21 protein-coding genes, 2 pseudogenes and 1 other annotated feature are annotated in these 24,229 nt (G+C 44.7%); of the genes and pseudogenes, 19 read left to right on the top strand and 4 right to left on the bottom strand.

Annotated elements, in window-relative coordinates:
• Window positions 1-2: 2 nt before the first annotated feature.
• From KAH19_RS04350 to KAH19_RS04315, 8 genes are all read left to right on the top strand, one after another.
• The gene (locus tag KAH19_RS04350; protein WP_210685254.1) at window positions 3-782 is read left to right on the top strand and encodes a DUF721 domain-containing protein; all 780 of its coding nucleotides are present in this window, start codon (window positions 3-5) and stop codon (window positions 780-782) included.
• Window positions 766-1,026: an extracellular matrix regulator RemB gene (remB, locus tag KAH19_RS04345; protein ID WP_210685253.1), complete on the top strand. Its 261-nt coding sequence runs from the start codon at window positions 766-768 to the stop codon at window positions 1,024-1,026. Before KAH19_RS04350 ends, remB begins: the two co-directional genes overlap by 17 nt.
• A gap of 2 nt (window positions 1,027-1,028) precedes the next feature.
• On the top strand, window positions 1,029-2,969 hold the full coding sequence (gyrB, locus tag KAH19_RS04340) for a DNA topoisomerase (ATP-hydrolyzing) subunit B (protein ID WP_210685252.1): 1,941 nt from the start codon (window positions 1,029-1,031) through the stop codon (window positions 2,967-2,969).
• Window positions 2,970-3,001: 32 nt separating this feature from the next.
• Window positions 3,002-3,301, top strand: a complete 300-nt coding sequence (locus KAH19_RS04335; RefSeq protein WP_021720095.1) for a hypothetical protein — start codon at window positions 3,002-3,004, stop codon at window positions 3,299-3,301.
• Entirely contained in the window at window positions 3,301-4,041 is a 741-nt protein-coding gene (locus KAH19_RS04330; RefSeq protein WP_210685251.1) for a thiamine diphosphokinase, read from the top strand. The genes KAH19_RS04335 and KAH19_RS04330 overlap by 1 nt, the downstream gene beginning before the upstream one ends.
• A 147-nt stretch (window positions 4,042-4,188) precedes the next feature.
• Complete coding sequence (locus KAH19_RS04325; protein WP_044484324.1) at window positions 4,189-4,953, top strand: TSUP family transporter; 765 nt, start codon at window positions 4,189-4,191, stop codon at window positions 4,951-4,953.
• Window positions 4,954-5,022: 69 nt separating this feature from the next.
• Window positions 5,023-7,473, top strand: coding sequence for a DNA gyrase subunit A (gyrA, locus tag KAH19_RS04320; RefSeq protein ID WP_210685250.1), 2,451 nt, complete (start codon window positions 5,023-5,025; stop codon window positions 7,471-7,473).
• 38 nt (window positions 7,474-7,511) lie between these two features.
• Window positions 7,512-8,846, top strand: a complete 1,335-nt coding sequence (locus KAH19_RS04315) for an MATE family efflux transporter (RefSeq protein ID WP_256437811.1) — start codon at window positions 7,512-7,514, stop codon at window positions 8,844-8,846.
• A 104-nt stretch (window positions 8,847-8,950) separates the two neighbouring features.
• Here KAH19_RS04315 and KAH19_RS04310 read toward each other — a convergent pair whose 3' ends face one another.
• From KAH19_RS04310 to KAH19_RS04300, 3 genes and pseudogenes are all read right to left on the bottom strand, one after another.
• Window positions 8,951-10,192 carry a hydantoinase/carbamoylase family amidase gene (locus KAH19_RS04310; protein WP_210685248.1) on the bottom strand — a complete coding sequence of 414 codons (1,242 nt, stop codon included), beginning with the start codon at window positions 10,190-10,192 and terminating at the stop codon, window positions 8,951-8,953.
• Between the two features lie 317 nt (window positions 10,193-10,509).
• Window positions 10,510-11,691 carry a MalY/PatB family protein gene (locus tag KAH19_RS04305; protein WP_210685247.1) on the bottom strand — a complete coding sequence of 394 codons (1,182 nt, stop codon included), beginning with the start codon at window positions 11,689-11,691 and terminating at the stop codon, window positions 10,510-10,512.
• Between the two features lie 29 nt (window positions 11,692-11,720).
• A pseudogene (locus KAH19_RS04300) lies at window positions 11,721-12,860 on the bottom strand (PLP-dependent aspartate aminotransferase family protein).
• Window positions 12,861-13,303: 443 nt separating this feature from the next.
• Window positions 13,304-13,555: a binding site (T-box leader), on the top strand.
• A 72-nt stretch (window positions 13,556-13,627) separates the two neighbouring features.
• Here KAH19_RS04300 and KAH19_RS04295 point away from each other — a divergent pair.
• Window positions 13,628-14,431 (top strand): MetQ/NlpA family ABC transporter substrate-binding protein, encoded by an 804-nt coding sequence (locus tag KAH19_RS04295; RefSeq protein ID WP_210685246.1) that lies wholly within the window; start codon window positions 13,628-13,630, stop codon window positions 14,429-14,431.
• Window positions 14,432-14,547: 116 nt separating this feature from the next.
• Here the strand turns inward: KAH19_RS04295 and KAH19_RS04290 are convergent, their stop codons facing one another.
• Window positions 14,548-15,105: a hypothetical protein gene (locus KAH19_RS04290; RefSeq protein ID WP_210685245.1), complete on the bottom strand. Its 558-nt coding sequence runs from the start codon at window positions 15,103-15,105 to the stop codon at window positions 14,548-14,550.
• 150 nt (window positions 15,106-15,255) lie between these two features.
• Here KAH19_RS04290 and KAH19_RS04285 point away from each other — a divergent pair, with 150 nt between their 5' ends.
• The 10 genes and pseudogenes from KAH19_RS04285 to KAH19_RS04245 all read left to right on the top strand — a co-directional run bounded on the left by KAH19_RS04285 (window position 15,256) and on the right by KAH19_RS04245 (window position 24,158).
• Window positions 15,256-15,993 carry a phosphatase PAP2 family protein gene (locus KAH19_RS04285; protein ID WP_210685244.1) on the top strand — a complete coding sequence of 246 codons (738 nt, stop codon included), beginning with the start codon at window positions 15,256-15,258 and terminating at the stop codon, window positions 15,991-15,993.
• 158 nt (window positions 15,994-16,151) lie between these two features.
• Complete coding sequence (locus KAH19_RS04280) at window positions 16,152-16,574, top strand: very short patch repair endonuclease (RefSeq protein WP_210685243.1); 423 nt, start codon at window positions 16,152-16,154, stop codon at window positions 16,572-16,574.
• 25 nt (window positions 16,575-16,599) lie between these two features.
• On the top strand, window positions 16,600-17,604 hold the full coding sequence (locus KAH19_RS04275) for a DNA cytosine methyltransferase (protein WP_210685242.1): 1,005 nt from the start codon (window positions 16,600-16,602) through the stop codon (window positions 17,602-17,604).
• Window positions 17,601-18,422, top strand: a complete 822-nt coding sequence (locus KAH19_RS04270) for an Eco47II family restriction endonuclease (RefSeq protein ID WP_210685241.1) — start codon at window positions 17,601-17,603, stop codon at window positions 18,420-18,422. The genes KAH19_RS04275 and KAH19_RS04270 overlap by 4 nt, the downstream gene beginning before the upstream one ends.
• Before the next feature lie 71 nt (window positions 18,423-18,493).
• Window positions 18,494-20,395, top strand: a complete 1,902-nt coding sequence (locus KAH19_RS04265; RefSeq protein ID WP_210685240.1) for a P-loop NTPase fold protein — start codon at window positions 18,494-18,496, stop codon at window positions 20,393-20,395.
• Window positions 20,396-20,472: 77 nt separating this feature from the next.
• Window positions 20,473-20,736 (top strand): annotated as a pseudogene (locus KAH19_RS04260) (type II toxin-antitoxin system RelB/DinJ family antitoxin); the annotation flags it as partial.
• Entirely contained in the window at window positions 20,685-20,825 is a 141-nt protein-coding gene (locus KAH19_RS11045) for a nucleotidyltransferase family protein (RefSeq protein WP_371816698.1), read from the top strand. The pseudogene KAH19_RS04260 and the gene KAH19_RS11045, both read left to right, overlap by 52 nt.
• A 223-nt stretch (window positions 20,826-21,048) precedes the next feature.
• A complete protein-coding gene (locus KAH19_RS04255; protein WP_246869425.1) occupies window positions 21,049-22,512 on the top strand; it encodes an NAD(P)/FAD-dependent oxidoreductase in 1,464 nt (487 codons plus the stop codon).
• Between the two features lie 2 nt (window positions 22,513-22,514).
• Window positions 22,515-23,783 (top strand): NAD(P)/FAD-dependent oxidoreductase, encoded by a 1,269-nt coding sequence (locus KAH19_RS04250; RefSeq protein WP_210685237.1) that lies wholly within the window; start codon window positions 22,515-22,517, stop codon window positions 23,781-23,783.
• 12 nt (window positions 23,784-23,795) lie between these two features.
• Window positions 23,796-24,158, top strand: coding sequence for a DUF1667 domain-containing protein (locus KAH19_RS04245; protein WP_009145284.1), 363 nt, complete (start codon window positions 23,796-23,798; stop codon window positions 24,156-24,158).
• Window positions 24,159-24,229: the final 71 nt, after the last annotated feature.

Genomic DNA, 24,229 nt, shown 5'->3' with positions numbered 1-24,229 from the left:
TTATGTATGCTGAGAATTTAGAGGCTGCGGAGGAGGTTATCCGCCGTCTGTTTGATCCGCGCCGCACCTATAAAAAGGCTTATATATCGCCGGAAATCAAGCTAGCCTATCTGCAGCATTATCTGGAAAGCAGATGGACGGAGATTGTTGGCGAAAATCTGGCGCGCAGCTGTGCTATCGAAAAAATCAGCGGCAGCGAGCTTTATGTGCGCACGGCCAACAGTATGCTTGCCAATGAGCTGTATATGATGCAGCAGCTGTTTCTGCAAAAAATCAACTCCTTTTTGCTAGGACGCGTGCTGATTAAAAAGGTTTATTTTCATACCGGCAGTTTTTTTAGAAAGCAGCAGCAAAAGGAAAAGCAGGCCGAGCCGCCTGCCCCGCCTGCGGAATATACAAAATGCCCCGTATGCGGTGCTCAGATGCGCAAGGGACTGGATATGTGCAGCGTCTGCGAGCGCGAGCAGCGCGAGGAGCTGCGCAGCAAGCTGGCGGAGCTGCTGCGGATTCAGCCCTGGCTGAAGTATGAAGATTGTCTGGCCTACTATAAATGTGATAAAATATTATTTACGGCTGTAAAGGAAAACTTACAAAGCTACTATTTTGAACGGGTGCGCTGCGGCTATGCCGATAAGAAGGAAAGCCTGCTGGCGGTAATGTTTCTGCTGGAAAAGCAGCCTGAGGACATTACCCTTGCACTGTATGAAAATGCTTTGACTTATTTAAGGAGGGATCAGGGTGTATCTGCATTTGGGAGTAGATTACATGGTAAAAAACAGTGAAATAATCGCTATTTTTAATTTGAATCACCCTCAGTCAGTGGTTTATGACGATTTCGTCAAGAAGTACGGCTCCCGCTATAAGGTAGTCGATGCTTCCGGCGGCGAAGGCTATTACAGCTGCGTCCTGACCGATGACACGATGTATTTGTCCTCGATTTCTTCGGTGACTTTGAAAAAACGCGCTGAAACAGGTTTTCTGGACGGCGCTGCCTATACTAATTTAGAAATTTTAAAACGGAGGTAAATATGACCCAGGATATTGATATTGAAGAAGCTACAGCGGTCAAGGGTAACTATAACGCGGAACAAATTCACGTTTTAGAGGGCCTGGAGGCTGTACGCAAAAGACCTGCTATGTATATCGGCAGTACGTCCTCCCGCGGTCTGCACCATCTGGTGTATGAGGTTGTGGACAACAGTATTGACGAGGCTTTGGCCGGCTACTGCAGTGATATCAAAGTAATTATCCATAAGGATAACAGCATTACGGTTATCGATAACGGCCGTGGCATTCCCGTGGATATGATGAAAAAGGAACAGAAGCCTGCTGTTGAGGTTATCATGACAGTGCTGCATGCAGGCGGTAAGTTCGGTGACGGCGGCTATAAGGTTTCCGGCGGTCTGCATGGTGTCGGTGTTACCTGCGTTAACGCTTTGAGTGAGCACATGGAGGTTGAGGTGCGCCGTGGCGGCAAATGCTACGGCATTGAGTTTGCTAAGGGTAAAACCTCGAAAAAGCTTTACGAAAAGGGCGATTGCGAAACTACCGGTACCACAGTACATTTCAAACCTGACGCTACCATTTTTACGGAAACGGAATACAGCTATGATACTCTGCGTCTGCGTATTCGCGAGCTGGCCTTTTTGAATAAGGGCATCACCATTTCCTTGACCGATGAACGTGCCGAGGATAAGAGTGAAACCTTTCATTTTGCCGGCGGTATCATCGAATATGTTGAATTTATGGATAAGGATAAGGATAAGATCAATCCGAAGCCGATTTATCTGGAGGGCGAAAAGAACGCTGTTATCGTTGAGGTTGCAATGCAATATTGCGATACCTACAGCGAGAATATTTTCACCTATGTCAACAACATCAACACTGAGGAAGGCGGTACTCACCTCAGCGGCTTCCGTAAGGCGCTGACCCGCACAATTAACGCTTATGCGCGTAAGACCAACATGCTCAAGGAAAACGAGGATGCGCTGAGCGGTGATGATGTACGTGAGGGCTTAACCGCAGTTCTGAGCCTGAAGGTGCAGAACCCGCAGTTCGAAAGTCAGACTAAAATTAAGCTGGGCAACAGCGAGGTTATGCCTATCGTTGATAATCTGGTCGGCGATACTCTGGCCGAGTTTATGGAGGAAAATCCGCAGGTTGCCAAAAAGCTGGTGGAAAAAGCTATCATTGCTGCACGCGCCCGTCTGGCAGCACGCAAGGCACGTGAGCTGACACGCCGTAAGAACGCTATGGATCTGGGCGGACTTCCCGGCAAGCTGGCTGACTGCAAGAGCCGTAACGTTGAGGATACCGAGATTTATCTGGTCGAAGGTGACTCTGCAGGCGGCAGTGCCAAGCAGGGACGTAACAGTGATTTCCAGGCTATTTTGCCGCTGCGCGGTAAAATCCTTAATGTTGAAAAGGCACGTCTTGATAAGGTGCTGAGCAGTGAAGAAATCCGCAATATGATTACCGCCTTCGGCTGCGGTATCGGCGATGACTTTAATCTGGACAAGGCACGTTATGGCAAAATTATCATCATGACAGATGCCGACGTCGATGGTGCGCATATCCGTACGCTGCTGTTGACCTTCTTCTACCGTTATATGCAGCCCCTGATTAAGGAAGGCCATGTGTTTATTGCACAGCCGCCGCTGTATTTAATCCGTAAAAACCAGAAGCAGCATTACTACGCTTACAGTGATGAAGAATTGCAGCAAATCCTCGACGAAGTTGGCCGCGATACTAACCCGTATGTACAGCGCTACAAAGGCTTAGGCGAGATGAACCCCGGCCAGCTGTGGGAAACAACTATGGATCCTGCAGCACGTACTATTCTGCAGGTTCATCTGGAGGATGCTGCTGAGGCAGACCGCATTTTCTCTATTCTGATGGGCGATAAGGTTGAGCCACGCCGTCAGTTTATCGAGGACAATGCGAAGAAGGTACGTAATCTGGACTTGTAAGCCTGATTGTTGCATAAAAAGAGGTGCTTAAAATGGTTAAGATAAAAAAAGGACTTTCCGATGCAGATATGCTGAAGGGCTTCAGCGAGGAGCTGACCTTTGAAAACGGCATGTATGCTGATGAAAAGGTTAAGCAAAGCAAATTAAAGGGTGCCAAGGCACCTGCTAAAAAGGAGCTGCTGCTGCCGGAGGATGCACAGGAGCGTCTGAACCGTTTTCTTCTGGAAATCAGCATGGAATGGCTGAAGAACAAGAATGGTGACTGCACCTGGAAGGTTCTTAAGGAAAACGGCCAAATTGTGATTAAGCCTGTCGCTGTAGCGAAAAAATAATGGCTGACAAGCTTTTTGTACTGCCTGAGCTGGAGCTGCGCGTGATGTTTCACGTGAAACATCACACTGTTGCCTTATCCCCTGCTGACACTTTGCTGGTGGTTGCAGGCGGACGCAGGCCAAAAACTGATTGGCTGCACAGCGTCAGCAGCGGCAAGAAAATTTACTGCGCCGACCGCGGCGCCGAGTATTGCCTCGCGGCCGGCTGTGTGCCGGCGGAGCTGTTCGGTGACTGCGATAGCTCGTCACAGGCTGTTTACCGGCAGGCGCGTGCTGCAGGAACAGAGGTGCACAGCTTCAATCCTGCCAAGGATGATACCGATTTACAGCTTTTGCTGCACAATCTGCCTGAGGGAGATATTCTTGCCAGCGGCATCTGGGGCGGACGCTTCGACCATTTATACAGCAACGTCTATACTCTGCTGGGAGTAAAAAAGCAGCGTGACTGCCGGGTTATACTGGCGGATGACAAGGAATTTATGCTGCTGCTGACAGAGGGCGAAAGCGTAGAACTGAAGCTTCAGGCTGCGGCGGAAGCTGTTTCCCTGCTGCCGTTAAGCGAAAGCACGGTAGTAGATTTTACCGGTGTGCGTTGGCCCTTGCAGCAGGCAACGCTGCGCCAGCTCTATCCATATGCTATCAGCAATGAGGTTCTGGAAGGCGCCGAAAAAATCTGCTGCACCTGTCACAGCGGTGCTTTAGGACTCTATATCCGTTGGGCAGAAGGCAGTAAATGTTAAAAGTGAATAGTGAATAGTGTGCAGTGATTAGTAAATAGTGTGCAGTGGAGGCATGCAGCCTGATATTTGGCATAATGAGTTCCGCTTGCTAACCACTAACAACTAATTACTAGCCACTGAAATGAGGGGAATTTTTTGGAAACTTTTGTGGCGAATTTAGATACTACGACAGTTATTTTCCTGATTGTATCAGGCTTTATAGCTTCGTTTATTGATTCTACTGTCGGCGGCGGCGGTTTAATTTCCACCCCTGCCCTGTTGAGCCTAGGCTTGCCTGTTCCCTATGCTTTGGGAACAAACAAGCTGGCAGCCTCTATCGGCTGCTTTACCAGCGTGCTCTCCTTTTGGCGCGCCGGCAAAATAAAAAAGGCAGCCTTTACGCTGATGCCGCTTTCTTTTATCGGTTCAGCCTTAGGTGCCTATGTAGTTTATCTGCTGCCTGAGCAGCTGATGAAAAATATTATCGTCGTGCTTTTGGTTGCTGTTGCTGTTTATACCTATCGCCGTAAGGATTGGGGCGATGCCGGTACGATAGAAAAGCTTGGTATGCAGGCTTTAATCGGCGCCATAGTTATGGCGTTTGCCATGGGCTTTTATGATGGCTTCTTCGGTCCCGGTACAGGCTCTTTCCTGATTTTTGGCTTTTTGTATTTGGGATATGACTTTGTAACGGCTGCCGGTAATGCCAAGGCGTTGAATTTTGCCAGCGGCGTTGGTGCTCTTGTATCCTTTGCTGTCAGCGGCACGATTATCTGGAGCTACGGCCTGATTATGGCTGCGGCGATGATTGCCGGTGCTGTTGTCGGTACCCGTCTGGCGATTAAAAAGGGTGCTTCCTATGTGCGTCCCTTGTATTTATTGGTTACTACCTTGCTTATTGGCAAGCAGGTTTATGAGATATTATTAAAATAACCTGAGCTGAGGCACTCTGCCCCGGTTATCGGGTTGTGATATTGTTTTTTGTAAAGGAAAGGTGATAAAGTGGATTTAGAAAATACCACTGGTAAAGTTCTTCCCGTATACATCGAAGAGGAAATGCAAAAATCCTATATCGATTATGCGATGAGCGTTATCATCCAACGTGCTTTACCTGATGTCCGCGATGGTCTGAAGCCTGTACATCGCCGTATTTTATACGCAATGCAGGAAGCAGGCATGACTCCGACGAAGCCTTATAAAAAATCCGCTCGTATCGTCGGTGACGTTTTAGGTAAATATCATCCGCATGGTGATAGTTCCGTATATGATGCAATCGTGCGCCTGGCGCAGGATTTCTCTACCCGCTATCTGATGGTAGACGGCCATGGCAACTTCGGCAGCATTGACGGTGACAGTCCGGCAGCAATGCGTTATACCGAGGTGCGTATGGCTAAAATTGCTGAGGCAATGCTGGAGGATATCGAAAAGGATACAGTTGATTTTGTACCTAACTATGATGAATCCTTAAAGGAGCCCAGCGTACTTCCTTCCAAGGTACCTGCTCTGCTGATTAACGGCAGTGCCGGTATTGCGGTAGGTATGGCTACCAACATTCCGCCGCACAACCTGTGCGAGGTTGTTAACGGCCTTGTTATGCTGATTGATAACCCTGATGTGGAAATTCCGCAGCTGATGACGGCTATCAAAGGCCCTGACTTCCCGACAGGTGCCTGCATTTTGGGTAAGGAAGGTATTACCAGTGCTTATAATACCGGCCGTGGCGTAGTAAAAATCCGCGCTAAGGCTGAAATTGTGCCTGCCAACAAAGGCAAGCACCATATCGTTATTACCGAAATCCCCTACCAGGTTAACAAGGCTAATCTGATTAAGGATATTGCTAACCTGGCTAAAGACGGCGTAATCGAAGGCATTACTAAGGTTGACGACTTCTCCAGCCTTAAAGACGGCATGAAGATTGTTGTTGAGCTGAAGAGTGATGCTGTTCCTGACGTTGTTCTGAACCGTCTGTACAAGCATACCGCCCTGCAAAGCTCTTTTGGTATCATCATGCTGGCGCTGGTTAACGGCCAGCCGCGTGTCCTGAACCTTAAGCAGGTTCTGGAATATTATCTGGAGCACCAGAAGGACGTTATTACCAGACGTACCCGCTACGAGCTTGGCAAGGCCAAGGACAGAGCTCACATCTTAGAGGGCTTAAAGATTGCCCTGGATAATATTGATGCTGTAATCAGCACCATCCGCGGCAGCGCGACAGCAGAAATTGCCCGCACCGCTTTGATGGAAAACTTTAAGCTGAGCCAGCGTCAGGCACAGGCTATTCTGGATATGCGTCTGCAGCGCCTGACCGGACTGGAGCGCAAGAAGATTGACGAAGAATATGCCGACCTGCTGGAAACCATTGATTGGTTGGAAAGTGTATTGGCAGATGAGCATAAGGTTATGAACATTATCAAGGAAGACCTGCAGGAAATGAAGAAGCGCTTCGGTGACGAGCGTCGTACCGAAATTTCCATCGACAGCTCCGAAATGGATATCGAGGACCTGATTGCCGAAGAGGATATCGTTGTAACTATCAGCCATCAGGGCTACATTAAACGCCAGACTTTGGATAACTTCCGCAGCCAAAAACGCGGCGGCGTAGGCAAAACCGGCGGCAGCGGCAAGAAGATTGATGATTCCGCAGAGCATCTCTTCCTCTCCACTACTCACCATAACATTCTCTTCTTTACCAACCGTGGCCGTGTATATCGCCAGAAGGGCTATGAAATCCCCGAAGCAAGCCGCACCGCCAAGGGCACAGCTATTATCAACCTGTTGGCACTGATGCCGGGTGAAAAGATTACGGCTGTTATTCCGGTGAAGGAATTCCGAGAAGAACAGTTCATGTTTATGGCTACCAATAAGGGTACCGTCAAGAAAATCAACCTTAAGGATCTGGAAAGCGTCCGCAAAAACGGCATGATTGCTATTAATCTGGACGATGATGAGGACCTGATCGGTGTAGAGCTTACTGACGGCAACAGCGAAATCATTTTGGCAACCCGTAACGGTATTGCCATCCGCTTTGATGAGCAGGATGTACGCACTATGGGACGTACAGCGCATGGCGTAAAGGGTATTTCCATCAACTACGGCGATGAGGTTGTAGCTATGGACAGCGTTTCCGATGAGGATTCCGAGGTGCTGACGGCAACCGAATTCGGCATGGGCAAACGTACCGCGGTTAAGGAATACCGTAAGCAGACTCGCGGCGGTAAGGGTATCATCAACATGAAGATTACCGAAAAAACCGGTCTGGTAATCGGCATGAAGGTTATTAACCCGGATCAGGAAATCATGATGATTACTGCAGCCGGTCTGATTATCCGTACCGATGTGGACCAGATTTCCCAATATGGCCGTAATACCCAGGGTGTAAAGCTGATGACCTTGAACGATGATGACAAGGTTGTTTCTCTGGCAGCAATCCATCATGAAGAGGATGCTGAATAAATTTGTTTATTTGTTTTAACGTATATGTTTTCTAGAAAATGAAGAGCTTTAATGATTCATTAACAGGTAAATATTTGCGTATTGCCCTCCCCGCTGCTTTGGAGGGCATTTTTATGACCTTTCTGGCTGCGGCTGATTTGATTATGGTAGGCGTATTGGGGGCTAAGGCCATAGCGGCGGTAAGTATTTTTCTGCCGCTGCGCCTGGTACTGCTGACAGTATCGCGCTCACTGGCATCTGCTGTTACTATTCTGACGGCAAATAAATTCGGTTCCGGACAATATTCCGCCATTAAGGTTTTACTGCGCCAGAGCTTTACTGTCAGCAGTATTTTGCTTGCAGTGCTGCATCTGCTTTTCTACGGCTTTTTTGAGAAGCTGGTGGTGCTGATGGGCGCGCAGAGCGATTATCTGGAGCTGGCGCTGGCTTACGGCAATATTGCCGTAGCTGCAGTACTGCTAAACTCACTGTCACTCTTGCTGCAGGGAACCTTGCTGGGCGTAGGTAGGACAAGCGCTATTATGAAAAGCAATATTGTCGGCAATGTAGTGAATATCGTCTGCAATTATTTTCTCATTACCGGCTTTGGCAGTTTTGCCGGCTGGGGTGTGCGTGGCGCTGCAATCAGCACGATTATCGGCTCTCTGTGTACTCTCGGTATCACCGTCTGGATTATGAAGCAAGAGGGCTTTTTTAGTGATGGTCTGCTGCAGCTGCCGGATAAAGTATTCTGGCGGGATTTTATGCCGGTATTCGGCGGTGTTTTCAGTGAGTTGGGTGCGGAACGCATCGGTATGCTGGCCTATGGCTGGATGACTGCGCGTCTTGGTACTCTGCCCTATGCAGTACACAGCATTTGCTATAATATCTGTGATTTTTCTTATGATTTTATCTTCGGCTTCGGCAAGGCTAATATGGTGCTTGCCGGGCAGATGCGCGGTGCTGCTGATTATGCAACCTGGAAGCGCTGCCGCAGTATAGGCTTTAAATGGGGCTTGGGTATTTCCGTTGCTTCTTTTATTATCCTGTATGCCGCACGCGTGCCGATTTTCAGCGTTTATTCACAGGATGCACAGGCACTTGCTCTCAGTGAAACGGTAATGTTCTGGGTAGCTGCCGTTTGCATACCGCAGGGGCATACGATTATTACCGCAGGTATATTGCGTGGCAGCGGTCAGACTACTGCTGTTGCTGTCTATTCCTTTGTGTTGATTACCGTTTTGCGTCCTCTGATGACGGCCTTCTTTATCTATTATTGCAAGCTGGGTATTGTTGGCGCCTGGGTACCGATGTTTTTGGACCAGTCGCTGCGCAGTCTGTGCTTCACCTGGAAGGTTATGCGGATACGTGGACTTAAGGATTTAATAAAATAAATATCCTGTATAAAAAGCAAAGCAGCTTCTGCGTCGCAGAAGCTGCTTTTGTCGTATAAAAATATAAAATTACTTTGTTGCAAGGTTACAGCGGGCTTTAGTGCTTACTCTGCAAAGCTAGTTCCCAGCTCTTTTTCAGCCAGACGGATAAAGGCACGGATAGCCTCCTCCAGCTGCGGCTGCGGGGTATTTTCTTCCTTGCAGTGAGAAATTCCGGGATTGGACTGGGTGAACATCATTACCGAAGGTACAACGGCATTCAGAGGCACGGCATCATGTAGCGGTGCGGAATACATGCTGTGTTTTGCACCGGTTTCCTCCTTTACGGCAGCGTTGCAGTCCTCTACCAGCTGCTCATTAAACAGAATCGGCTCCGCATGCCAGATAGGCTCAAATTCTACAGTGAGCTTACCCTCCTGTGCATGCTTCTGCGCCGCAGCCTTGGCTTCTGCAACTATCGTTTGCATTGTTTCCGGCTTAATGCTGCGCTGGTCCAGCGAAATGCGGCAATAGCCCGGAGAAATAGTAGTCAGGTCAGGCTTTACCTCGATATTGCCTACAGTGCAATAGGAATCATATTTAAGCGCAATTTCACGTAAATCAAGTGTGGTCTGCGCTGCCGCAATAAAGGCATCCTGACGCAGGGCAACCGGCGAACCGCAATGTCCCTGCTGACCACGGAAGGTGATGTACTGGCGGTTGCAGCCGCAGACGCCGTAAACGCAGGCTACGCTTTTTTTGTCTAACGCCAGCAGCGGTGCCTGCTCAATGTGCAGCTCCAGGTAAGCTTTGACTGGCAGCTTGGCAAAGGCTGTGTGGGCCTCCCCTATCTTGCTGGCATCAAGGCCATATTCCTGCCAGACATCGCTGAAGCTGCGGCCGTTTTCTTGGTGGACTAAGGGCAATACATCTTTGCTCGTGACAATGCCGCTGACAGCGCTGCTGCCAAGACAGCTTTTGCCGAAGGCTACACCCTCCTCGTCAGCCCAGCCGACAACGTAAAGAGTTTTGGCAGGCTTTTTATCTGCCAGACCATAGGCACCGATGCCCATGCCTGCTACAACGCCTAAAGCGCCGTCCAGCCAGCCTCCGTCAGGTACGGAATCGAGATGGCTGCCGATAACAATGCATTCCTCGCTGGCGCCGGCAAATTTGGCCCAGCTGTTGCCTGCGGCATCGGTCCAGACCTCGGCACCTGCGGCCTGCATCTTTTGGGCAAACCATTCCGTTGCTTTCTTGAATGTCGGTGTCCAGGCAACGCGCTGTGCTCCGTCTGCATCAGAGGTTAAGGCTGCCAGCTCCTTGAGATCGGCAACAATATTTTTGGCTATTTGTTCACGTTTCATATAATGCTCCCTTCCTGCTTTATTAGGCTTTTGCATAGCGACAAAAGCGTAAAAATCAAGTTTATTATATTTTATTATAGCTTTAAAACCAATTTGTTCCGCTGTTTTATCTGCTCCGATAAGAGTATTACAGCAAACAAGCACAGGATAGCTTATCTGCATTATATACAAATCGGCGTCAATTTACAAGACGGAATAATGAGCCTGCCAAAGTACAGTGAAAATAAAAATAAGCTGCTGCCTTCACTTTTGTTACACAGAAGGCAGCAGTTATTTTGCAGATATATCGTAGAAAGAATGGAATTAATAAATTTAATTTAATTTAATTCAAGAACAGCTTGCTTCAGCTGCTCAAGTCCCTGTAATAATAGCGCACGGGAGCAGGCAACGTTGATACGTTCAAAGGCTTCTCCCTCTTTGCCGAAGATACCGCCGCCGTCGAGCCAGAGGTGTGCTTTATGCCAGAGCCACTGCTCACGTTCGGCAGCTGTAAGGCCTAAGGCGCTGCAGTCGAGCCAAATCAGATATGTCCCCTCAGGCCGGAGCAGCTTAATCTGCGGCAGGTTCTGCTTCAGATAAGCATCAACGAATTTAATGTTATCTTCGATATAAGCCTTCGCCTGCTGCAGCCAATCCTCGCCATAAGTGTAGGCTGCCTGGCAGGCTACAAGGCCTAAGGTGTTTACCTGACTGTAGCCTGCTGCCGCTATCTGCTTGCGGAAGCGGCGGCGTAAATTTTTGTTGGGAATGAAGATATTGGATACCTGCAAACCGGCAATATTGAAGGTTTTACTTGGCGCAGTGCAGATTACGCAATTTTGCTCATACTGCTCACCTAAACTGGCAAAAACTGTCTGATAGTTATTTCCCCAGACGAAATCGCCGTGAATTTCATCACTTACGGTAATTACACCATGCTTAAGGCAGATATCGCCTACTTTTTGCAGCTCGTCGCGTGTCCAGACACGGCCTACGGGATTATGCGGTGAGCATAAAAGCATCAGCTTAACATTATTGGCGACGATTTTTTCTTCTAAATCTGCAAAGTCCATTTCATAATGATCGTTTTTCAGAATGAGCGGTGAATTAATCAGCTTGCGCTCATTATCTTCGATAACCTCGCTGAAAGGATAATAAACCGGCTGCTGTACAAGTACGCCCTCACCTTTTTGGGTGAAGGCCTTTACTGCCATAGCAAGGGCAAAAACTATGCCGGGAGTCTTGGTGAGCCATTCGGATTTGGGGCTCCAGTTAAAATGCTTAGTATACCAGTTGCGGACAGCGTGAAAATATGCTTCTGTACTTTCACTATAACCGAAGATGGCATGCTGGCAGCGTTCAATAAGTGCTTCCTGTATTTCCCGGGCAATAGGAAAATCCATATCTGCTACCCAAAAAGGCAAAACGTCTGCCGGACGACCACGTTGAATGGCAAAATCGTATTTTAAGCAGTCTGTATTACGTCTGTCGATTATTTTGTCAAAATCATATTTAGTCATAGCTTATCACCAAACTTTATTCGTATAAATTATTTTACTGCAGCAAAGGCCTGTGCCAAATCGTCAATAAGATCCTGCGTTGCTTCGATGCCTGTAGAGAAGCGCAGCAGACAATCTGTAATCCCCTTTTCGGCACATTCTTCGGCAGTAAGGTCGGTATGTGTCTGGCGAATCGGATAGGTTATCAGGCTTTCCGTACCGCCGAGGCTTTCGGCAAATTTGATGAGCTTGACGCCTTCCAAAATTTGGCGTGCTGTTTCCGCGTTGTCTACAGCAAAGGAAATCATGCCGCCGAAGCCGGTGGTCTGCGCTTTGTTGATTTCATAACCGGGATGATTTTCCAGACCGGGATATAAAACGTATTGTACACGCGGTTGCTCCTGTAGCCATTTGGCAATGGCAAAAGCGTTTTTCTGGTGCTGCTCCATACGCAGTGGCAGAGTTTTGATACCGCGGATAACGAGCCAGGCATCAAGTGCTCCCAGACAGGCACCGGTTGTTTTATAAATCAGACGCAGCTTGTCGGCAATAACATGGTCTTTGGCTACGGTAAAGCCGACGAGTACATCGTTATGGCCGCAGAGATACTTTGTTCCGCTATGGATAACGATATCAGCGCCGAGGTCCAGCGGTCTTTAAAAATATGGTGTCAGGAAGGTATTGTCAACGATAACCAAAAAGTTATTTTCATGGGCGATTTTGCTGATAGCGCGCAAATCACTGATTTCCATTGTGGGGTTGGTCGGTGTTTCCAAAAAGATGGCTTTAGTGTTGGGATTAATGGCAGCCTTAATTTCTTCCAGATTAGAAGTATGCACAGAGGTGAACTCTACGCCGTTTTTGGCGTTGAGGTTGCGGAACAGACGGAAGGAGCCGCCGTAGAGATCGTTGCCGGTGATAATGTGGTCGCCGGGCGCGAAAAGATTCATAACCGCATCAACTGCAGCCATGCCGGAGGAAAAAGCCAAGGCATCGACACCGTTCTCCAATGCTGCCAGAAGTTGTTCCAGACGTGCACGTGTCGGGTTGGATTCACGTGTATAATTAAAGCCTGTAGTGTCCCCCAGCTTGGGGTGTGCAAAGGTTGAGGAAAGATAAATTGCCGGGGTAATGCTGCCGGTTGCGTCAGCTGCGCCGATTTCATGAATACATTTTGTTGCAAATTCCATAGTGTCATCTTCTCCTTTCAAGGTCAGGCGGCAAGATACCGGATATTGAATCGGGACTGCAGCAAGCAGGTTTATGCACATTGCTGCATTTTTTATTCTCCGGAATCTTCTCACCTGTTGAGCGTGATATTGTCAAATTTTTATTGCGTGAAACAAAATCAACAAGCAATGCTTGTGTGATGTTGGTTGATAATTTACATGATAAAGCCTAGTTTGTCAATAGGTAAATTTACACTTTTTGTTGCATTTTGGGGCGCTATAATGAAGAAATGTAAAATAAAAATAATATTTCTGTTGCATGGGCCTGAATAGCATTTGTCTAAGTAAGTGAATTGTGTAACATCGTTTACAAATCTACTAAAATACTAGGCTTTAAGGAAAATTTTTCAGTTTTTTGTTGACAGATGCTTTGCCAAGTTGTATATTTTTACTCACAAGTTCATATACGAGCGATGAAAAGAAGAGTACGCAAGGAGTACTGCCACAGAGAGCTTCCGTTTGGTGCAAGGAAGCGCAGGAGAATTTGCCGAAGATGGTCTTGGAGCTGATTGGCTGAAGCGCAAGTTTAAGTCGTCCGGGCGCACCCGTTACAGTGCTGAAGTATTAATGGCTTAGTCCGGCGTACTTGAGGAGGCTGCTATCGTGAGGTAGCAGTGAAATTGGGTGGTACCACGAAGTTTGCTTTCGTCCCTTACTGCATAATGAAAATGCGGTATGGATAAACGAAGGCTTTTTTTATTTTAGTTTTGTAAAGGAGACGATGAATTATGTTGAAAAAATTATTGGTTATTGCGTTATCTGTAGTGGCATTGGCAGCAGCAGGCTGCGGCGGCGGTGACAAGCAGGCTCAAACAACGATTAAGGTTGGTGCTACCGCCGGTCCCCATGCCGAGGTTGTGGAGGCTGCAGCCAAGGAAGCGGCTAAAAGTGGCCTGAAGGTACAGGTTGTGGAGTTCTCTGATTATGTTACACCGGACAAAGCTTTGGCAGATGGTGAGCTTGATTTGGTAAGCTATCAGCATAAGCCCTTCCTGGATAACTTCAACAAGACTAACAATACCGATCTTGTGCCTATCGGCAATGCTATTTTAATGCGCATGGGCATTTACAGTGATAAGGTGCGTGATGTGAAGGATATTCCTGACGGTGCAACGATTGCGATTCCTAATGACCCGACAAACGGCGGCCGTGGTCTGTTGCTTTTGCAGCGTGCCGGCCTGTTGAAATTGAAGGATGGCGTGGGCATGAAGGCTACGCCGAAGGATGTTGTCGATAATCCCAAGCATCTGAAATTTAAGGAACTGGAGGCAGCACAGCTGCCGCGCAGTCTGGCTGATGTTGATGCTGCGGCTATTACCATGAACTATGTAATGAGCGGTGGCTTGGATGTTAAAAAGCAGAATATCTTCCTTGAGCCTAAGGATGAGCCGCTGGCTGTAATGATTATTGCTGCCCGCAACAAGGATAAGGATAAAGAAGCTTACAAGGCTTTTGTGAAGGCTTATCAGTCCGAGGCTGTGAAGAAGTTTATTGCCGATAAATATAAAGGCACCATTGAGCCTGCATTTTAACACTTATCTAGCGATATATTGATATAGCGAAAAGTCTATAGCTTTACGTACAGCAAAAAAGCACGGGCAAATACCCGTGCTTTTCTTCATTATATGAGATATGCTTTTTATGCTTTTTACCACCCTACGCCAATCCAGGGGCCATGGTGATGTCCGCCGCCGATGCCGATACCTATGCCGATCGGGAAGTTCCAGCCACCTCTGCGGCTTTGCTTTTCGCGTTCAATCTTCATGAACCACAGGCGATAGATTTTACCGCCGTTCTCCAGCTTTTTCGGCGTATCTTTATCTGTAATAATCTTATAGCCGTTGAAGTTGGCGTTGGAGCTTTCGTAATCGCTGAGCATTTTGTTCATCTGCGCAAAGGTTGCCTTGTTATTGGTATATAAGCGCAGCATTTCGGTATTGGGCATGGTTAAAATCAACTGCTTACGCAGAGAGCGGTCTGTTGCCAATCCCTGGTAAACCTCTACCCTGTCTTCTTTGATTTTTACATATAGCAGGTCATCGCTATCGCCTGCCTGCAATCGTTCATTCATTACTGCCGCGCTGATGGTTTCCACCGGTTTGATTGCGTCAGCATCATCTGCAGCCTTAGTTTTTTCTGCGGCGAGCGCCAACGCGCTGCAGCAGCACATCAGTAAGCAGGTTAACAGTAAAAGCAGCTTGCGCATGATTCTCTCTCCTTTGGAAGATGATGGGAAAAATCTACATAAAAGACTTATATAATCCTCAATAATATGGTATCATATTTACGTAAATTTGTTAACTGAACTTTAGGTGATATCTGAGGAACAGTGGATATTGAAATACGAGGAGATTATATGAAGAAAAATAACCTGATTTGGATAATTATCTGTAATATCCTGGGCGCACTGCTTTTGGTAAGCTGGCTGGCAAGCACCCCCACCGCCGGTTATCACGGACCGTGGCTGGCTCTGGACCAAAGTGTCTTTTATTTCTTTAACCAGAAGCTGGCGCAGGGAACGGCCTTTACTTATTTTATCGCTTTTGTTAATCTGCGTGCCTTTGATGTGGTGGCCTTTGTGGCGATGCTGGCGATTTTTTACAGCTATTACCGCAAAAGCAATGTTGAAGGTAAGCGCTGGCTGTTCTGTATCGGCGTTGCCATGCTGGTAAGTGCGGTAATCATTAAGCAGTTTGATAAGCTGCTGCCGATTGACCGCGTTAGTGCATCTGTTTATTTTGACCAGCTGTATCATAATGTCAACTGGGTTAGCCAGCTGAGCGGCTGGCCTGCTAAGGATCGCTCTGGCAGCAGCTTCCCCGGTGACCATGGCATGATGCTGTTGATATTTGCTGTGTATATGTGGAAATATATCGGCAAGGACGCTTTCGTTAAAGCACTGGCTGTATTTATTATTTTCTCTCTGCCCCGTATTATGGGCGGTGCGCATTGGTTTACCGATGTTTTCGTAGGCTCCGTTTCATTTGTCCTGCTTGTCTTAAGCTGGATTCTGCTGACACCGCTTTCAGATATCTTTATCGGTTGGCTGGAGAAAAAGCTGCCGCTTAGATGGTTTGTGAAAAAGAGAGAATAGAATTTTTAGCTGTTGCTATTTTCAGTTTTGCTTACAGTAAGACTGAAATGGCAGCAGCTTTTTTGTATGTTATATGCTATTTCACAGTTCGTTTGCTCGAAAGAATTGTAAACATATGGTAAAATATATAAGCAAACACAACTTGTGTGGTGAATATAATGAAGCTGGAAACAACCATTAAGCGTTCGAAGATAATGAAATCAATAAAAGGTTCTGATACTGGGATAGAGGTGCGCCTAAGAAAAGCATTGTGGCATAAAGGTATTAGATACCGAAAAAATTTTAAGGTTTTTGATTGTCACCCTGATATAGTAATTACTAAATATAAAATTGCTGTGTTTTGTGATGGAAATTTTTGGCATGGTAAAGAGCTGCAGAAACGTCCTATAAAGCATAATTCCAGTTATTGGAATGAAAAAATTAGGCGTAATGTAGAACGTGATTTGGAAAATACTATTGAATTAAGAGACAATGGGTGGATTGTTTTACGTTTTTGGGAGGATGATATTCAGAACAATTTGCCTAATTGTGTCGATGATGTGCTTCGTTATATTTCAATAAGGAAAAGTTTTGGACAATAATATTTAAGGGGGATAATCTGTAAGGATGCTTACTACAATAGAGTTATTTGCTGGTGCTGGTGGTTTGGCGCTTGGCATTGAAAAAGCAGGATTTCACACGTTAGCTTTAAATGAATTTGACGCAGATGCGTGTGCAACAATGCGTATAAATCGACCATATTGGAATGTTATTGAAGGTGATGTTGCTAAAATATCATCACTAAATTTAACTGATTTTTTTGGCTTAAAAAAAGGAGATCTTGATTTGTTGTCTGGCGGTGCACCTTGTCAAGCATTTTCTTATGCTGGAAAACGATTAGGATTAGAAGATGCGCGTGGTACTCTTTTTTATCACTATGCTTTGTTTCTTGAAAAGTTACAGCCTAAAATGTTTTTGTTTGAAAATGTCAGAGGTTTATTGAGCCATAATAAAGGTAAAACTTATGAAACTATGACTGCTATCTTTGAACAAGCTGGTTATACCATTCAAAAAGAAGTTCTTAATGCTTGGAATTATGGCGTACCTCAAAAACGGGAACGATTAATAACTATAGGTATACGCAATGATTTGTTGGGGAAAGTATATTTTGAGTTTCCTAAACAACATGAGTATAAGCCTGTTCTAAGAGATATTTTATTAGATTGCCCCAAAAGTGAAGGCTCGTTGTATTCTGAATATAAAACTAAAATTTTTGAGCTTGTACCGCCTGGTGGTTATTGGCGTGATATTGATCCTGTGATAGCTAAAGAGTATATGAAAAGCTGTTGGGATATGGAGGGTGGCAGAACAGGAATATTGAGAAGAATGAGTCTTGATGAACCTTCTCTTACAGTACTTACATCACCTAGCCAAAAACAGACAGATAGATGTCATCCATTAGAAGCAAGACCATTTACTATTCGTGAAAATGCGCGTTGCCAAACATTTCCTGATGATTGGAAGTTTTGTGGTAGTGTTGCTTCGCAATATAGACAGGTTGGTAATGCTGTACCTGTAAATTTGGCTTATGAAGTTGGTTTGAAAATCAAGGAGGCATTGGAAAGATTATGACTTGGGATTTAAGCTTTATTACGGAAGAGAATTTTACTAAGCATGTTCAAGATACCATTGAAAAATATGGTGATAAATTAAAATCATTTGATGTACAACGGTTTAATAAAAATATTATTGACCCTGTTAAATTGATTTTCGATAAGACAGTTTACCAGGCTGATTGGAAAGAAACTATCAGTAATGAGATTTTCAGACAGCGTGATAAATCAAACAATAATGATATTGGATATTTTCATCAACGTATATTTCAGTATATTGACAAATGCCATGTACCGGATAATGGCACTGAAGGTGGTTGGGATGTTATCTATAAAAATCCGGAAGGAGTAATATTACCTGATGGTTCTTGTGTACATACCATTTATGTTGAAATGAAAAATAAACATAATACTATGAACTCATCTGCTGCTGGTAAAACTTTTATCAAGATGCAGAACCAATTATTGAAAGATGATGATTGTGCATGTTTTTTAGTGGAAGCTATAGCTAAGAAATCCCAAAATATAAAATGGGAAACAACTGTTGACGGACAAAGAGTTGGCCATAAGCTTATCAGGCGTGTAAGTATAGATAAGTTTTATGAGTTAGTTACTGGTCAGGAAGATGCATTTTTTAAGCTTTGTATGGTACTCCCTACCATTATTCAAAAAGTTGTCGATAACAATGGGAATAATTTAGTACCCCATGATACTGTATATGATGAATTAAGACTTACTGCAAGCAATGTAGAAGACAAAGATATGATTATGGAGATAGCAATTTTTATGTTAGGATTTTCGACATACAACGGTTTCTCTAAACTTGCAGAAAAATAATTATAGAGATAGCCTGGTTTGTGCAATATCATTGCAATAAACTAGGCTTAAGTTTTATGTGAGGAGATGAAATGATGCTAGATAACAGAGAGAAAATAATAAAAAGTATACAAGTATATATTAATGAAAATATGTCTGATTATGCTATCATGATAAATGGTGCTTGGGGTTCGGGAAAGACTTATTTTGTAAAAAATGAATTGATTCCTGAATTAGAACAAGATAAACCAGTAATATACATTTCATTGTTTGGAATAAAAACTATAGATGATTTAGTCAATGTTATGTCATTGCATATTTTAAATATATATTCTAATGAGAGGGCACAAAAAAGAGCAAACTTAAATGGTAATAGTTTTAGGCAAATAAACTCTAGAAATATATCTTCAACATCAAAAGTAGCAACTACTTTAATGAGTCTTATTAGTAAAGGTTTGAAATTAGTTCCTAAAGGTGAAGATACGAAGGCCTTTGTTAGTGATTTACAGAAGAACAGTATTAAATTTAATCGTTATATCTTTATTTTTGATGATTTTGAGCGTTCTATCATTGATAAAATCGAGTTATTAGGTTTCTTTGATGAGCTAGTTGAGCAGAATAATGCTAAAGTGATTATTGTTTGCAATGAGAGTAAAATTACTAATGCGAGAGAAGAAAAGTCTGCTAATAATGCGCAACAAGAAAACAATGAAAGCGATGATAAAAGATTAGTTGATGATTATAGGTTATATAAGGAGAAAGTCATAGGCCTTACAGTTAAGTATGAAGCAAATTTATATTCTGTTTATGAAACAGTATTAATGAAAGAAACTAATAATGATAATACTTGTAGCTTGTTACTTCAATATAAAAACGATATACTAGAATTATTTAAAATAACACACTCAATAAACATAAGAACATTAATATTTACATTTAAAAGATTCAAAGAACTTCGTGAAGAAATAGAAAGCGTTTTCAAAACAAATAAAAAAGACATGACTTATTTTGACGAGTATGCTTCTATTATAATGTTAAATGTTGTAACAGCGTCGCTTAGTTACAAAGACTTAGGAAAAAACATCTTAGATATTTTAAAAAATAAAGATACTATAGCCTGTTATTTTTCAAGTGAGGGCTTAAATGATGATGTTAAAAATTTTGATATGACCAATTATGTTAGGGTAAGCCGGTTTGTTAATAAGTATATATATAGTTATTTGTTAGATTATAAATTATTAATAGAAGATATAGATAGATATATTGAGGAAAAGGTAAATGATACTCAGGATATCGCGAATAAAGTAAATAATATCTTTTACATTGAGGATGATGAATGTGCTGTTCGAAAATTGTTAGCAGTGTTAGATGATATAGAAAAGAACAAATATTGCCTTGGTGTATATCCGCGCATATTAAGTAATTTGTTTATACTAGTAGACTTATTTAGTGATGGAAAACAGATTTCAACAGATAGATTGAAAGAAATTATTTTGGCAAGTACTGAAAAAAGATCTAACGAATTCAGTGAAAGCAATTGGTATTATTTTGGTAGTTCAAATATAGAAGCGAATGAATTCAATAGCCAGCTTTATAAAAGATTGAAAGACATGCGGACTATCAACAGTAGGAGAAAGTATATAGAAGATTTTGATAGTAGATATGACATTCCCGCATTAATGAGGAAGTTGATGGAAATTGGAAGTCCAGTAGAAGAAGGAAGAAGTTTATTGAGCTATATACCAGTTGAAATTGTAGTAAAACGAGTTATGGAAGTACCGAACAATGACCTACGAGTAATACATGGAATATTACGGCATAATTATCTGGACGTCAAGAATATAAAGGATATACGTCATGGTGATATATATATGTTTAAAGAATGGAGAGATATGATGGGGCAACAAATGGATACAATTGATAGCAAATTAAAACATTTTCATATGGAACTATTATTAGATTGCATAAAAGATATTTGCAACAAGCTGGAGTAGCTAAACATGAATTTGCTATAGTGTTTATTACATGATAAAAATAATTATATTTAAGAGAAGAAACTAATGCAAGTGTCAATATATGTATGAAGCTAGAATTAAAAAGACAGTTTAAGTTATTTTGTGCAGATATGGGGTTGTCTATGACCGAGGCGTTCAATTTGCTGGTTCAAAAGGCAATTGAAGAATATAAAATTCCTGCATTATATAAAGACGATAATATGTTGACGCTCGATGAGATTAAGGCATTGGTCAGCAAGTTAGTAAAAAATATAAAGCAGAATATACAATTCTTTTTGGTTCCTATGCTCGTGGTGAAGCCACTGAAGAATCTGAGATAGATATAATTATTGTTGGTGGTAAGTCTTTTAGCGCACTTGATGTTCTTGCTTTTGGAGAAGAACTGAGAGAGCTAACAGGAAAAAAGTAGATGCTTTTGAATTACGTGAAGTTGAGAAAAATACTGAGTTCTATCAAAATATTTTACGTGAAGGAGTTAGGATAGAATGAAGAAAACGGATAAATAGAATGTGATGGGGCTGGAATTGTCCCACTATGGACTTTTTATTTTCGCTTCCCTCTTCTATTTTTTGCAGATTTGTGATAAAATTTAGATGTGTTTTTATGAGAAAATTCAGCAAGGAAGTGACGGAATGGAATTTGTAAAATCTGCTGATGTAGTCGTTATTGGTGGCGGCATTGTAGGTACTGCTGTATTGCGCGAGCTTTCCAAGTATGACCTGAAATGCGTTCTGCTGGAAAAAGAGCCGGACATCGCTATCGGCACTACTAAAGCTAACAGTGCAATTCTTCATGCTGGCTTTGACGCTCCTACCGGCAGCCTCAAAGCTATTACCAATGTTCGTGGCAACGCTTTGTACCACGAGCTGCAAAACGAACTGGACCTGGATATTAAATGGACCGGTTCCCTGGTTGCTGCAACCACCGACGAGGAAATGCAGACTCTGCAGGAGCTGCTGCAACGCGGTAAAAAGAACGGCGTTGAAGGCCTGCAAATCCTGTCTAAAGAAGAAGTTCTTGAGCAGGAGCCTAACCTGACCACTGTCAAGGGTGCTCTGTGGGCTCCGAGTGCCGGCGTATGCTGGCCGTTCGGTGCTGCTATTGCTTTCGCTCAATGCGCTGTACAAAACGGTGCAGAAGTTATCCGCGACTGCAAGGTACTGGGCTTCGTTAAGGAAGACGGCAAAATTACCGGTGTAGAAACCAATAAAGGCACTATTGCTGCTAAATATGTAGTTAATGCTGCCGGTGTTTATGCTGACGAAATCGCTAAGTTGGCCGGTGATGATACCTTCACCATCACTCCGCGTAAGGGCGAATATATTCTGTTTGATAAGACTGCTTGCAGCAGCCTGGTTTACGGCGTGGTATTCCCCACCCCGACCAAAAAATCCAAAGGTATTCTGGTTTGCACCACTACCCACGGCAACACCTTCATCGGTCCTAACGCTAATGAGCAGGATTCCAAAGAGGATAAGGCTGTTACCACCAACGGCATGAATGAAATCATTGCTTCTGCCAAGAAGCTGATTCCAAACCTGCCGATGGGCGCAGCTATTACCGAATTTGCCGGCCTGCGTGCTGTTTCCAGCACTGGTGACTTCGTACTCGGTCCTTCCGAAAAGGTTGAAGGTCTGTACAATGCTGCCGGCATGCAATCTCCCGGTCTGACCGCAGCTCCTGCAGTTGGCGAGCTGATTGCCAACGAAATTGCTCGCGTAAGCGGCGCTGCCAAGAAGGCTGACTTCAAGGCTGCTCTGCCGAAGCATAAAGCATTCAACTATATGACTGCTGATGAAAAGGCTGCCAAGATTGCCGAAGACAATCTGTACGGCCGCGTAATCTGCCGTTGCGAAACCGTTACCGAGGGCGAAATTGTAGAAGCAATCAACTCTCCTGTAGGTGCACGCACTGTTGACGGTGTAAAACGCCGTACCCGTGCAGGCATGGGCCGTTGTCAGGGTGGCTTCTGTGGTCCGCGTGTTACCCAGATTCTGGCACGCGAGCTGAACATTTCTGTTCCCGAAGTATTAAAAGAACGTACTGATTCCAATATGTTCTACGAAAAATATTCTGCAGATGGCGGGGAGGAATAATAATGAACCAATTATATGATGTAATTATTGTTGGCGGTGGCCCTGCCGGTCTGTCTGCTGCTTACAGCGCATGGCAGAATGGTGCTAAAAAAATCGTTGTTATCGAGCGTGACCGCGAACTCGGCGGTATCCTGCAACAGTGCATTCACAATGGCTTCGGTCTGCATCACTTCAAGGAAGAGCTGACCGGCCCCGGCTATGCACATCGCTGCATCGAGCTCGTTGCTGATAAACCTGAAATCGAAACCCTGGTTGATACCATGGTATTAGATGTACAAAACAATAAAACCGTTATTGCCGTTAATCCGGAAAAAGGCTTACTGAAGCTGGAAGGCAAAACAGTTATCCTGACCATGGGCTGCCGTGAGCGTACCCGTGGCGCTATCCGTATTCCGGGCGAGCGTCCCGCAGGCATTTTCACTGCCGGCGCTGCTCAACGTATGGTTAATATGGAAGGCTATCTGCCGGGTCACAAAATCGTTATCCTCGGCAGCGGCGACATCGGCCTGATTATGGCCCGCCGTATGAGCCTGGAAGGCTGCAAGGTTCAGGCTTGCCTGGAAATCTGCCCCTTCTCCAATGGTCTTACCCGTAATATCGTTCAATGTCTGAACGACTATGATATTCCTCTGTACCTCTCCCACACCATCGTTGCTATTCATGGTGAGGAGCGCGTAACCGGTATCACCGTTGCTAAGGTTGACGAGCGCATGACTCCGATTCCGGGTACCGAATTTGATATCGAGTGCGATACCGTACTGCTGTCTGTAGGTCTGATTCCTGAGAACGAGCTGTCCCGCGGCCTTGATCTGGAAATGAACCCGCTGACCAACGGTCCGGTTGTTGACCAGCATCGTGAAACCAGCTTAGACGGTTTCTTTGCTGCCGGTAACGTAGTACACGTACATGACCTGGTTGACTTTGTATCCGAAGAAGCTGAAATCGCAGGCAAATATGCTGCACTGAAGGCTCAGGAGAAAATGGCAACCGAAAACCGTACTGTAACCGTAAAGGCTATTGACGGCGTACGTACCTGCGTACCGCAGAAGCTGACCATGCCTGCTGAAATTCCTGCAGACGAAAAGGTTAAGCTGTTCATGCGTGTTGCTGCACCGCACCGCAAAGTTAAGCTGGAGGTTAAGAGCGGCGACAATGTTCTGCTGAGCCGTCCTCTGCCCGTAGCAAAGCCCAGTGAAATGATTGCCGTAGAAATTCCGGCTGCAAAATTTGCCCAGATCGGTGACGAAGTTACCGTAGGTCTGGTGCTGTAAGGAGGGTATAAAATGGCTGTTGAAACTCGTGTTATGAACTGCATTATGTGCCCTATGGGCTGCGAGATGACTGTTACCATTGAAAATGGCGCAGTTACCAATGTTACCGGCAACACCTGCCCGCGTGGCGCTAAATATGCTAACGATGAAGTTACTGCTCCGAAGCGTATGCTGACCTCTACCGTTGCTGTAGAAGGCGGTATGCTACCTTTGCTGCCCGTAGTATCCGCTAACGTACTGCCGAAGGAACGCATCCTGGACTGCGCACGCTTCCTGCGTAGCGTAAAGGTTACCGCTCCGATTAAAACCGGTGACGTTGTAGTTAAGGATATTCTCGGCCTTGGTGTAGATATTATCGCCAGCCGTGATATGTAATCAGCTGAGGATTCTTCTGTTACATATAATATAGTAAAAATTGAAAGAGCTGCAGTTGCACTACCCTGCGT

The organism is Phascolarctobacterium sp. Marseille-Q4147 (assembly GCF_017968825.1).
GTDB lineage: Bacteria > Bacillota > Negativicutes > Acidaminococcales > Acidaminococcaceae > Phascolarctobacterium_A.
This window is presented reverse-complemented; position numbering and strand designations above follow the sequence as displayed.

What these genes read in the sequence shown, in the direction of transcription:
- KAH19_RS04350 (WP_210685254.1), top strand. Translation starts at nt 3, where the DNA reads ATGTATGCTGAGAATTTAGAGGCTGCGGAGGAGGTTATCCGCCGTCTG.
- remB (WP_210685253.1), top strand. Translation starts at nt 766, where the DNA reads ATGGTAAAAAACAGTGAAATAATCGCTATTTTTAATTTGAATCACCCT.
- gyrB (WP_210685252.1), top strand. Translation starts at nt 1,029, where the DNA reads ATGACCCAGGATATTGATATTGAAGAAGCTACAGCGGTCAAGGGTAAC.
- KAH19_RS04335 (WP_021720095.1), top strand. Translation starts at nt 3,002, where the DNA reads ATGGTTAAGATAAAAAAAGGACTTTCCGATGCAGATATGCTGAAGGGC.
- KAH19_RS04330 (WP_210685251.1), top strand. Translation starts at nt 3,301, where the DNA reads ATGGCTGACAAGCTTTTTGTACTGCCTGAGCTGGAGCTGCGCGTGATG.
- KAH19_RS04315 (WP_256437811.1), top strand. Translation starts at nt 7,512, where the DNA reads ATGAAGAGCTTTAATGATTCATTAACAGGTAAATATTTGCGTATTGCC.
- KAH19_RS04310 (WP_210685248.1), bottom strand. Translation starts at nt 10,192, where the DNA reads ATGAAACGTGAACAAATAGCCAAAAATATTGTTGCCGATCTCAAGGAG.
- KAH19_RS04305 (WP_210685247.1), bottom strand. Translation starts at nt 11,691, where the DNA reads ATGACTAAATATGATTTTGACAAAATAATCGACAGACGTAATACAGAC.
- KAH19_RS04295 (WP_210685246.1), top strand. Translation starts at nt 13,628, where the DNA reads ATGTTGAAAAAATTATTGGTTATTGCGTTATCTGTAGTGGCATTGGCA.
- KAH19_RS04290 (WP_210685245.1), bottom strand. Translation starts at nt 15,105, where the DNA reads ATGCGCAAGCTGCTTTTACTGTTAACCTGCTTACTGATGTGCTGCTGC.
- KAH19_RS04285 (WP_210685244.1), top strand. Translation starts at nt 15,256, where the DNA reads ATGAAGAAAAATAACCTGATTTGGATAATTATCTGTAATATCCTGGGC.
- KAH19_RS04280 (WP_210685243.1), top strand. Translation starts at nt 16,152, where the DNA reads ATGAAGCTGGAAACAACCATTAAGCGTTCGAAGATAATGAAATCAATA.
- KAH19_RS04275 (WP_210685242.1), top strand. Translation starts at nt 16,600, where the DNA reads ATGCTTACTACAATAGAGTTATTTGCTGGTGCTGGTGGTTTGGCGCTT.
- KAH19_RS04270 (WP_210685241.1), top strand. Translation starts at nt 17,601, where the DNA reads ATGACTTGGGATTTAAGCTTTATTACGGAAGAGAATTTTACTAAGCAT.
- KAH19_RS04265 (WP_210685240.1), top strand. Translation starts at nt 18,494, where the DNA reads ATGATGCTAGATAACAGAGAGAAAATAATAAAAAGTATACAAGTATAT.
- KAH19_RS04255 (WP_246869425.1), top strand. Translation starts at nt 21,049, where the DNA reads ATGGAATTTGTAAAATCTGCTGATGTAGTCGTTATTGGTGGCGGCATT.
- KAH19_RS04250 (WP_210685237.1), top strand. Translation starts at nt 22,515, where the DNA reads ATGAACCAATTATATGATGTAATTATTGTTGGCGGTGGCCCTGCCGGT.
- KAH19_RS04245 (WP_009145284.1), top strand. Translation starts at nt 23,796, where the DNA reads ATGGCTGTTGAAACTCGTGTTATGAACTGCATTATGTGCCCTATGGGC.